The following is a 9,028-nucleotide window of genomic DNA, read 5'->3' as shown; positions in this document are numbered from 1 at the left end:
AAAATGGCCCCGTAACTTCGGGAGAAGGGGCGCCTCGGTAGGGTGATGAGCCCGAGGAGGCCGCAGTGAAAAGGCCCAAGCGACTGTTTATCACAAACACAGGTCTCTGCGAAGCCGTAAGGCGATGTATAGGGGCTGACGCCTGCCCGGTGCTGGAAGGTTAAGGGGAAGGGTGAGCGCCTTTCGGCGCGAAGCCCTGAACCGAAGCCCCAGTAAACGGCGGCCGTAACTATAACGGTCCTAAGGTAGCGAAATTCCTTGTCGGGTAAGTTCCGACCCGCACGAAAGGCGTAACGACTTGGGCACTGTCTCGGCGAGGGATCCGGTGAAATCGTAGTACCTGTGAAGATGCAGGTTACCCGCGACTAGACGGTAAGACCCCGTGGAGCTTTACTGCAGCCTGATATTGAATTTTGGTGCGGCCTGTACAGGATAGGTGGGAGCCTGCGAACCCAGGCCGCCAGGCCTGGCGGAGGCGCCGGTGGGATACCACCCTGGCCGTACCGAAATTCTAACCCGCGACCGTCACCCGGTCGGGGAACAGTGTCAGGCGGGCAGTTTGACTGGGGCGGTCGCCTCCTAAACGGTAACGGAGGCGCCCAAAGGTTCCCTCAGCGCGGTCGGAAATCGCGCGTCGAGTGCAAAGGCAGAAGGGAGCCTGACTGCAAGACCGACAGGTCGAGCAGGGACGAAAGTCGGGCTTAGTGATCCGGTGGTCCCGCGTGGAAGGGCCATCGCTCAACGGATAAAAGCTACCCCGGGGATAACAGGCTGATCTCCCCCAAGAGTCCACATCGACGGGGAGGTTTGGCACCTCGATGTCGGCTCGTCGCATCCTGGGGCTGAAGTCGGTCCCAAGGGTTGGGCTGTTCGCCCATTAAAGCGGCACGTGAGCTGGGTTCAGAACGTCGTGAGACAGTTCGGTCCCTATCTGTCGCGGGCGCAGGAAATCTGAGAGGAGCTGCCCCTAGTACGAGAGGACCGGGGTGGACGCACCGCTGGTGTACCAGTTGTCCCGCCAGGGGCACCGCTGGGTAGCCATGTGCGGCCGGGATAAGCGCTGAAAGCATCTAAGCGCGAAGCCCCCCTCAAGATCAGATTTCCCACCGGGTTAACCGGGTAAGACCCCTCGGAGATGACGAGGTCGATCGGCCCGAGGTGTAAGCGCGGTAACGCGTTCAGCCGACGGGTCCGAATCGGTCGAGGGCTTAACCCACTCCCCACCACCCCCGCGGTCCGGTTTTCAGGGTGCAACCGCACCCCAAACCCCTTGCGTTTCCTACCAACCTTGTGCTACAATCCATCCCGTGTCTGGTGACGATAGCGGAGGGGACACACCCGTTCCCATCCCGAACACGGAAGTTAAGCCCTCCAGCGCCGATGGTACTTGGGGCGCGAGCCCCTGGGAGAGTAGGTCGTTGCCAGGCACAACGCGGGAGACGGTACACCCGTCTCCCGCTTTCGCATTTTCGAGGGGGTTGAATGAAGGACGGGGTTGTACTGCACCGCCACGCCCGTTTCCCGGGAAATGGCGGTCTGGCTGCGGCCGGCGGTACCCGGACGGTACCCGTTGGATCCGAGCCTCGAACACCTCGTGTCGCTCCCCACATCTTGTCACGCTATGCCGTTTCTCCCGTTTGGAGGTCGCCGTCAGCGCCGGCATGGTCGCGGTTTTCTTTGCGTGTGGCAAATTTCGTCGTGTGATCGTGTATATTGGCCTTGCCGGTGCCGGTGTGGTACGCTTGGGCTGGACGGCCGGCCGGGCGCGCACATCCGGAGGCGCTGTTGCTCGTTCCATTGGTGCCTGACGTGGCGGGGTGTGATCCACTGGCTGATCCACGGGCACATGAAAAGGAGAACGGTGCGGAAGCCCGCGTCGCGAACCGGTGGAATGCGCATCTATCGCCAAGGTTCGAAGCGACCCGCAAAAGGAGGGAAAGGCGCGTGAAGGCGGCATGGGCCTGGAAAGAGATGGCCGCGAAGGCCTGGAACGTGTTGCACGAGGGCAAACCCTTCACCCTGGTGTTTGTGGCCGCCATCTGGCTGTTGTGGCACGTACCGGAATGGGAGTTCGTCGCCTTCTGGGTAGCGGTTTTGGCCGTCGTCGTGGCGGTGGCTCCGCTTGCGGCTGCCGTTGTGTGGTGGGATTTTCCCCTGCACCTGCGCGCCTTTCTGCTCCTTCCCCTCGCCGTTTCGCTTTGGGTGTACCCCCTGCCGCCGCTCGGAGGGGTATTGATGGCCCTCGGCGCATACGCGGTTTTCACGGTGATGGTTTGGGGAGTGCCGGACTCCCAGCGTCACGCCGGTACGCCGTGGACCAGCCTTCCGCGGTTGTGGAAGCGGGTGCTGAGACATAGCGATTCGACCAGCAGGAATGCCCGGGAGCAGATTCCGAAAATCTTGCTGCTGTTGGTGGCGTGCGAAGGCGTGTACGCGGCGATCACCGGATCGGGTATGCACCTGTGGGATGGGCGCACGTTTTGGTTGTTGCATGCTATCTTCACGGGGCTGTATGCCCTTTATGCTTGGGGACTTCACCGCTGGTGGTTCCCGTTGAAGACGGCCGCACCCCCGCGCTACGCGGAGGCGCCCGATGCGGCCCCGCCGAATGTGGATCGCCTGTAGGTGGTGAACGGGCACGAGGGGGACGGCACGTGAAGCGGTGCATGGTGGTCTCGGCATATACCCGTGGTGTCAAGGAAATCCCGTGGTTTGCGGTGGCCTGAATCGGTCCATACTGCTAAAAAATCGGAGAACAAGATGAACAAGGAGGTTCAGAGGTGAACGGCGACCGCCAACCGTGTATCGTTTGCGGATTGGTACACCCGGAGGGCATTACCGTGTGGCGGGCCTTCATTTGTCGGCAGTGCGAACGGGAACTGGTGCGCACCGATGTGCACGACAAGCGGTACCGCTTCTTCGTGCAGCGCATGCGACGCATCTTGTGCAAAAAAGACGCGTGAGGCTGATTGCAGAGGCCATCTAACGGGTCTCTGTCTTTTTTGTGAGGGGAGGGGAGACCGATGGACATCAGCCGCCACGCGCGGGCTCCTCTGTTTGAGGCGCTGGTGCGCCACGCAGAAATGTCTCGCGGTTGGTTTCATGTGCCGGGGCATCGCGGCGGACCGGGATTTGACCCGCGCGCCCGGCATTGGTTCGCGCCCCTTCTGCGCCTTGACCTTACGGAACTGCCGGGGCTGGATGACTTGCACCAGCCGGAAGGGGTGATCGCCGAAGCGCAACGTCTTGCTGCCGAAGCCTTTGGGGCCGAAGAGACGTATTTTTTGGTCGGCGGGAGTACCGTGGGCAATCTCGCCATGGTGTGGGCCACATGCCGCCCGGGAGACAAAATCCTCATCCAGCGCAACAGCCACAAGTCGGTGTTTCATGCCGTGCGCCTGGCTGGAGCGATTCCGGTGCTGCTTGCACCGCGGCACGCGGCGCGATGGGATGTGCCGGCCGGCTTGGATGCGGATCTTCTCCGCCGCGCGCTCCAAGAGCATCCCGATGCCCAAGCCGTGCTCATCACCAATCCCACTTACTACGGCATGGCCGTTGAACTGGCACCGTTGGCCGAGGTGGCCCATGCCCACGGGGTGCCGCTCCTCGTGGACGAAGCCCACGGTGCCCATTTCGCCTTTACGCCCGGCGCGCCCCGTGGAGCCCTTGCCGACGGGGCCGACGCCGTTGTGCAATCGGCCCACAAGACGCTCGGGGCAATGACAATGGGCGCGTACCTGCACGTCCAGGGGGATCGCGTGGACCGTCGCCGGCTGCGCGAGGCGCTGCGCATGCTGCAGACTTCCAGTCCCTCGTACCCGGTGATGGCGTCCCTCGATCTGGCGCGTCGTCAGGCCGTGTTGCACGGGTGCAAGGCCTTTGGCCGTGCGGCGGAGCTGGCGCGTCGTCTGCGCGAGCGGGTGAGCCGCCTCGACGGGCTGGCGGTGCCTGACCCGGCGCGTCCCGATCCCGAATGGGTCGTGCTTGACCCGATCAAGGTCCTCGTGCACCTTGAGCCGCTACTCCGCCGGGCGGGCGGAACGGGATATGATTTGGCGGACCACCTGGCGAGGGCGGGCGTGTACGTGGAGCTGGCCGATCCGGCCAACGTGTTGCTCATCTTGACGGCAGGAACGGAGACGGCGGAAGTCGAAAAGGTAGAACAAGCGTTGGCTGCATGGGTACACCAGCTTTTGTCCCGCGCGCCGGCCGATGGACGCTCCGATGACGCTGCGCACCGGCTGCCACCGCCCGCCTATCCGCCCATCTCGGTCGTACCCGTCCTGTTCGAGGAGCGGGAATCCACCGCCGTTCCCCTTGAGGCGGCGGTCGGCTTGGTCAGCGCGGAAATGATCGTGCCGTACCCGCCGGGTGTACCGGCCGTGCTGCCCGGAGAGCGGTTCAGCGCCGATGTGGTGGCGTATCTCCGCGCCGTGCGCGACGGCGGCGGTCATCTCCAGGGTGCGGCGGACCCCACGCTGGAGACGGTGCGGGTATGGCCCGGTGCGTAACCGGTGAAACCGCGTCAGGGTGGACAGAAAGGGGACGCAGCGTGGCAAACGGGCTGTTCATCACCTTTGAAGGACCGGATGGTGCGGGAAAGACGACACAGTTGCGCCGGTTGGCTTCTTTCCTCACGTCGCGCCTCAAGCGACCGGTGGTCACCACGCGGGAACCGGGCGGGACGCGCATTGGTGATGCCATCCGCGCCATTTTGCTCGACCCGGCGCACGCCGAGCTGTGCCGCGAAGCGGAGATGCTTCTCTATGCGGCGTCCCGGGCGCAGCACGTGGCCGAACGCATTCGGCCGGCGCTGGCGGCGGGTGCGGTGGTTCTCTGCGACCGGTATGTCGACGCCTCGCTGGCGTATCAGGCGTACGGCCTAGGTATCGATCCGGCCGTCGTGGTCGCGGTCAATCGCTTTGCCACCGGCGGTCTTCTCCCGCACCGCACGTACCTCCTCGACATTGACCCGTCCGAGGGCCTGCGCCGGGTACGGGCACGCGGCGGACCAGGCGCCGACCGCATTGAGCAAAAGGCCCTCGCCTATCACCAACGGGTGCGCGAGGCGTTTCTCCGCTTGGCGGCTGACGACCCGCAGCGCATCCGCGTGATTGACGCCAGCCGGCCGGAGGAAGAAATTGCCCGGGAAATCGCGGCCGACTGCTGGGCGCTGTGTCAGCGGCTGCTACCGGAAATGGGAGGGGCGGGCGATGAAACTGGTTGTGGCTGTGGTCCAGGACAAGGATAGCCATGCGCTGTCCCAAGCGCTCGTGGCCAAGGGCTATCGCGCCACAAAACTGGCCAGCACCGGCGGCTTTTTACGCAGCGGCAACACCACCTTTCTCATCGGCGTGGATGACGCGCAGGTTGACGCGGTGTTGGCCATCATCGAAGAGACGTGCCGTCGCCGTACCCAGCTGGTGCCGCCGTCGGAGGTGGGCGGGGGCACGGAATCCTTCGCCCCGTATCCGGTGGAGGTGTCGGTGGGCGGGGCGACGGTGTTCGTCTTGCCGGTTGACCGGTTTGTGCACCTGTGAGCCCGTGTTTCCGGTAGCGGAAGGAGGGCAAAACCGTGAAGATCGACCAACTCGGTTCCTTGCGTCCGGGCGTCGTTTCCAAGCCGGTGGCGCGCGTGGTGGCGGGTGGCTCCTCCTTTGCCGATGTGCTCGACGACGAGCGCCGGCGCTTGGAGCAAGCGGCCTATGAGCAGCTTTTGGCCGACATCGAGCGCCAGGGCCGTCAGTTGGCCCACACCCGCAGCGCGCGGGATTTGCTCGCCTACAAGGCGCTGATCCAGCGGTTTGTACGTGAGGTGGTCGAACGTGCACTCACTGTCGAGGAACGGCACGGGCAGGATCGTCGGCGCCGTCCGCGCGTGTACAGGCTGCTTCGCGTGCTCGACGAAAAGCTGCTAGATCTCTCCCGCGCCGTGCTCGCGAAGGAAACGCCGCACCTGGAGGTTCTGGCGCGCATCGGGGAAATCCACGGCCTGTTGGTGAACTTTTGTTTATAGGGGCAGGAGGCGGGGACGATGGCGTGGCGCGACGTGTCGGAACAAGAAGCGATTGTGGAGCGGCTTCGCGCGGCACTGCGCCTGGGGCGCGTGGCCCACGCGTATCTGTTTGCCGGTCCGCGCGGAGTGGGCAAGAAGAAAATGGCCCGGGAGTTGGCCAAGGCACTGGTGTGCGCGCGCGGCGGTGACGAGGCGTGCGACGCGTGTCGCGATTGCCGGCGCGTGGAGGAGGGCAATCACCCGGACGTGCGCTGGATCGCCCCTGAGGGGGCCAGCCTGCGTATCGAGCAGATTCGCGAGCTGAAGCGCGAGGCGGCGTACCGGACACTGGAAGCCCGACAGAAGGTGGTGGTGCTGGAGCGGGCGGATACGTTGACCGCGCAGGCGGCCAACAGCCTGCTGAAGTTTCTGGAAGAGCCGCCGGTTCCCACCGTGGTGGTGCTGTTGACCGAAAACGCCCATTCCCTGTTGCCGACGATTCGCTCCCGCTGCCAGCTTATCACCTTTCCGCCGCTGGATGCCGAGTGGGTGGCCGCACGATTGACGCGCGAGGGCGTGCCGGCGGGCCAGGCCCGACTGGCCGCGTACCTGGCCCCGGGGCTGGACGCGGCGCGCCAGATCTGCCAGTCGGAATGGTTTGCACCCCTAAAAACCCTAGTGATACAATGGACGCAGGACCTCGTGCAACAGGGGGCGCAGAGCCTGCTCACGCTGCAAGACAAGCTGTTCGCGCGAAACCCGGAGCGCGACGAGGTCCTGCTCTGGTGCGACCTTCTCCTGTTGTGGTACCGAGACGTGTTGCACGTTCAGCTCGGGCGGCGCGAGCGTCTGGCGTTCGCCGAGTGCCGCAACGAGCTGGAGCGCCAGGCTGCCCAGTGGTCGCAAGCGGGCGTCCTGCAAGCCCTTGACGCCGTGCTTGCGGCGCGGAAGCGGCTTGCGCTTCCCACGAACGCCCAGCTTGTCGTGGAACAGCTGGCGATTCGTTTATTGGAGGGAATTCGATGTGCTTGAGGTGGTAGGCGTCCGCTTCAAACGGGCGGGGAAAATTTACTACTTTGATCCCGGCGGGCTGCCCGTGCAGTCGGGTGATCCCGTGCTGGTGGAGACGGCGAGGGGGATCGAGTACGGGTGGGTCGCGGTCGGGCGCCGGCAGGTGGACGAGCAAGACGTCGTCTTGCCGCTGAAAAACGTGATCCGCATCGCCGATGAACAGGACGCCGCCCAGATGGAACGGAACCGGGAAGATGCCAAGCGCGCGTACGCGATATGCAAGGAGAAGATCGCCGAGCACGGGCTGCCGATGAAGCTGGTCGACGCCGAATACACCTTTGACCGCAACAAGCTGATTTTTTACTTTACCGCGGAAGGACGCGTCGATTTTCGCGAGCTGGTCAAGGACCTGGCCGCCGTCTTTCGCACGCGCATCGAGCTGCGGCAGATCGGCGTACGGGATGAAGCGAAGATGTTGGGCGGCATCGGCCCATGCGGTCGGCTCCTCTGTTGCTCGACGTTCCTTGGCGATTTTGAGCCGGTTTCCATCAAGATGGCCAAAGACCAGAACCTGTCCCTCAACCCGGCGAAAATATCCGGCTTGTGCGGCCGTCTCATGTGTTGCCTGCGGTACGAGCACGAAACCTATGCCCAGGTTCTCGCCACGCTGCCGGACGTCGGCGATGAGATCGAGACGCCGCTCGGCAGGGGACGCGTGGTGGGCCTGAACATTTTGGCCGAGCAGGTCCAAGTGGATGTATACGAAGCGGGACGCATCGTTGCGTTTTCCGTCGACGAGCTGAGGACCGCCGTTGACGGGTGAGTGCCAGCGCGTGCGGCAGGGGTGGAGGGTGCGTGGAGAAACGGGAACTGGTGGAACTCGTCGCCCAGTTGGAAGCGCAGATCGGCCAGATTGCCCAGGAGCTGGGGAAGGTGAAGCAACACGTGGCCGCGCTGCTGGAGGAAAACCAGCGGATTCACCTGGAGAACCAGCACCTGCGCCGTCTCCTCAGTGCCTACAAGGCGGCGGACGGCGAGGAACGGCACCGCGCCACAAAGCCGGCTCCGGTGGGGGAAGGGTATGACAACTTGGCCCGCCTGTACCAGGAAGGCTTTCACATTTGTAACCTGCACTACGGCAGCTTGCGTACCGAAGGGGACTGCTTGTTCTGCCTCGCCTTCCTGCACAAAGCGCCAACAGGCCCGTGAGCGGGGCCTGTTTTTTCATCGGCAAAGGAGACGATGAATGACGTGGAACGCACTGTTCCGCTGTTGCCCGGCGAGCGGGTCGACGATCTGATGGCCGGTGGCCTGGCGATCATTCAGCACCCCGGGGTGTTTTGCTTTTCCCTGGATGCCGTGCTGCTGGCCCGTTTCGTTACCCTCCCGCCGCGCGGGCGCGTCGTGGATCTGTGCACAGGTAATGGTATCATTCCGCTGCTGCTGTCCACGCGGACGGCGGCGGAAATCGTCGGCGTGGAGATCCAGGAACGCCTGTGTGACATGGCCCGGCGCAGCGTGACGCTGAACGGCCTTGACGACCGCGTATCCATCTTGTGTCGCGATTTGCGGATGTGCACCGAGGTCTTACCGGTGGGCACCTTTGACGTCGTAACGGCCAACCCGCCCTACTTGCCCCGCGACGGGGCCGACGTCAGCCCCAATCCTTACCTGGCGGCGGCCCGCCATGAGCTCTTCTGCACGCTGGAGGACGTGGTGCGCGTGGCCAGCCGGCTGGTCAAGTCCGGCGGGCGGGTGGCCCTCGTGCACCGTCCGGCGCGCCTGGTGGAGCTCCTTTCGCTCATGCGGCAGTACCGCGTGGAGCCCAAGCGCGTGCGTCTGGTTCACCCCTATGCCGACCGTCCGGCCAACCTCGTGCTGGTTGAGGGCATCCGCGATGGCGGCGTGGAGCTGCGCGTGATGCCGCCTTTGGTGGTCTACCGCGCTCCGGGGGTGTACACGGACGAGGTGCTCCGCATCTACGGCGGGGGCACGGCGTGAGCACCCGGTGCGGGCCAAAAA

General features: G+C 64.4%; 10 protein-coding genes and 2 rRNA genes (1 of these 12 cut by a window edge). All 12 read left to right on the top strand.

Going from position 1 to position 9,028, the window contains the following annotated elements; translation table 11 throughout:
- Positions 1-1,216, top strand: a 23S ribosomal RNA gene (locus tag ACYQ0Z_RS04450) (it extends 1,749 nt beyond the left edge of the window).
- Positions 1,217-1,310: 94 nt separating this feature from the next.
- Positions 1,311-1,427, top strand: a 5S ribosomal RNA gene (gene rrf / locus ACYQ0Z_RS04445).
- Between the two features lie 517 nt (positions 1,428-1,944).
- A complete protein-coding gene (locus ACYQ0Z_RS04440) occupies positions 1,945-2,625 on the top strand; it encodes a hypothetical protein (RefSeq protein WP_459864737.1) in 681 nt (226 codons plus the stop codon).
- Between the two features lie 155 nt (positions 2,626-2,780).
- Positions 2,781-2,963, top strand: coding sequence for a sigma factor G inhibitor Gin (locus ACYQ0Z_RS04435; protein ID WP_459864735.1), 183 nt, complete (start codon positions 2,781-2,783; stop codon positions 2,961-2,963).
- Positions 2,964-3,023: 60 nt separating this feature from the next.
- A complete protein-coding gene (locus ACYQ0Z_RS04430; protein WP_459864733.1) occupies positions 3,024-4,511 on the top strand; it encodes an aminotransferase class I/II-fold pyridoxal phosphate-dependent enzyme in 1,488 nt (495 codons plus the stop codon).
- A 41-nt stretch (positions 4,512-4,552) separates the two neighbouring features.
- Complete coding sequence (gene tmk, locus ACYQ0Z_RS04425) at positions 4,553-5,251, top strand: dTMP kinase (protein WP_459864731.1); 699 nt, start codon at positions 4,553-4,555, stop codon at positions 5,249-5,251.
- Complete coding sequence (locus tag ACYQ0Z_RS04420; RefSeq protein WP_459864728.1) at positions 5,214-5,540, top strand: cyclic-di-AMP receptor; 327 nt, start codon at positions 5,214-5,216, stop codon at positions 5,538-5,540. The genes tmk and ACYQ0Z_RS04420 overlap by 38 nt, the downstream gene beginning before the upstream one ends.
- Before the next feature lie 35 nt (positions 5,541-5,575).
- Complete coding sequence (locus ACYQ0Z_RS04415) at positions 5,576-6,016, top strand: YaaR family protein (protein ID WP_459864726.1); 441 nt, start codon at positions 5,576-5,578, stop codon at positions 6,014-6,016.
- 18 nt (positions 6,017-6,034) lie between these two features.
- Positions 6,035-7,027: a DNA polymerase III subunit delta' gene (gene holB, locus ACYQ0Z_RS04410; RefSeq protein ID WP_459864724.1), complete on the top strand. Its 993-nt coding sequence runs from the start codon at positions 6,035-6,037 to the stop codon at positions 7,025-7,027.
- The gene (locus ACYQ0Z_RS04405; RefSeq protein ID WP_459864722.1) at positions 7,020-7,829 is read left to right on the top strand and encodes a PSP1 domain-containing protein; all 810 of its coding nucleotides are present in this window, start codon (positions 7,020-7,022) and stop codon (positions 7,827-7,829) included. The genes holB and ACYQ0Z_RS04405 overlap by 8 nt, the downstream gene beginning before the upstream one ends.
- A 32-nt stretch (positions 7,830-7,861) precedes the next feature.
- Complete coding sequence (gene yabA, locus ACYQ0Z_RS04400; protein WP_459864720.1) at positions 7,862-8,215, top strand: DNA replication initiation control protein YabA; 354 nt, start codon at positions 7,862-7,864, stop codon at positions 8,213-8,215.
- 33 nt (positions 8,216-8,248) lie between these two features.
- Entirely contained in the window at positions 8,249-9,007 is a 759-nt protein-coding gene (locus ACYQ0Z_RS04395) for a tRNA1(Val) (adenine(37)-N6)-methyltransferase (protein WP_459864718.1), read from the top strand.
- Positions 9,008-9,028 lie beyond the last annotated feature (21 nt).

It is taken from the genome of Calditerricola yamamurae, from assembly GCF_054654135.1.
Note: the sequence above shows the minus strand (reverse complement) of the source record. Positions and strands in the feature narration are given on the sequence as shown.

Excerpts from the sequence above, each read along its gene's own strand:
- ACYQ0Z_RS04430 (WP_459864733.1), top strand. The coding sequence starts at position 3,024 with ATGGACATCAGCCGCCACGCGCGGGCTCCTCTGTTTGAGGCGCTGGTG.
- ACYQ0Z_RS04420 (WP_459864728.1), top strand. The coding sequence starts at position 5,214 with ATGAAACTGGTTGTGGCTGTGGTCCAGGACAAGGATAGCCATGCGCTG.
- holB (WP_459864724.1), top strand. The coding sequence starts at position 6,035 with ATGGCGTGGCGCGACGTGTCGGAACAAGAAGCGATTGTGGAGCGGCTT.
- ACYQ0Z_RS04395 (WP_459864718.1), top strand. The coding sequence starts at position 8,249 with ATGAATGACGTGGAACGCACTGTTCCGCTGTTGCCCGGCGAGCGGGTC.